This window comes from Enterobacter sp. RIT637 (assembly GCF_019718755.1).
Lineage (GTDB): Bacteria > Pseudomonadota > Gammaproteobacteria > Enterobacterales > Enterobacteriaceae > Enterobacter.
In genome coordinates, this window is sequence record NZ_JAIHAZ010000061.1 from 1 (window position 1) to 761 (window position 761).

Consider the following 761-nt stretch of genomic DNA (forward strand, 5'->3'; position numbering starts at 1 on the left):
ATATAGTGTCCGGTATTTGAGGGGGGGACTGTAGCCCTGAGTTTAAATTCTGTTTGCAGCCGCCCAAAACGCTCGTAATAAAGGTGTAATGTCTGGTTATTATTTGTTTTTTCTGCCGAACTGAAATATCCCGTAGAAAAGAAACCGCCCAGCGCCAGCAGTAAAATAAGTAATAAAACCGCAAAGCCCACCTGGCGAAATCGCGCCTCCAGGGTGAGGGCAAAACGATTTTCCTTCACGCCAGGCAATGCCTCTTGTTCGTCTTTCAGACTCGACATTTATCACCTCAACCGTTTCGCCTGCCTTTTATAGGCCATTGAGTATTAAGCCTAATCCTCTGTGCCCCTCGTCTTCTATGCCGGAAGAACGCACGGAAATCTGCCTTAATAGTAAGTCAGATCCGCCGTTTCGGGAGGGCAGCGTGCATTTATCTCTTTTCCCTGCCCGCTATGTGTGTTGCAGGCATTCAGAATAAAGGGATTTATTTCACTTAACGTCACCAGGGGTATATAGCGATATCGTTCTTCTCAATCCTTTTTATTCCCGCGCGCAGACTCACCTACCAGAATTAGGGATAACGCACACCGGTATACCCCGTCCTTTAGGATTAATCCCCCTTTTATTCACTCTTCAATATTTAAACAATCTTACACAAATTCACATTGCATCCATTTTGCTTACACAGCACGGAATGTCCGATGATAGCCCGATCCCAATTCGCCATAATAATATCAACCGCCGCAGGGTTGTCTTTCCTGCTT

Annotated in this window: 1 pseudogene; it reads right to left on the minus strand. The window is 45.9% G+C overall.

Features of this window, described 5'->3' with window-relative positions:
- A pseudogene (locus tag K5E19_RS23135) lies at window positions 1-278 on the minus strand (hypothetical protein); the annotation flags it as partial.
- Window positions 279-761: the final 483 nt, after the last annotated feature.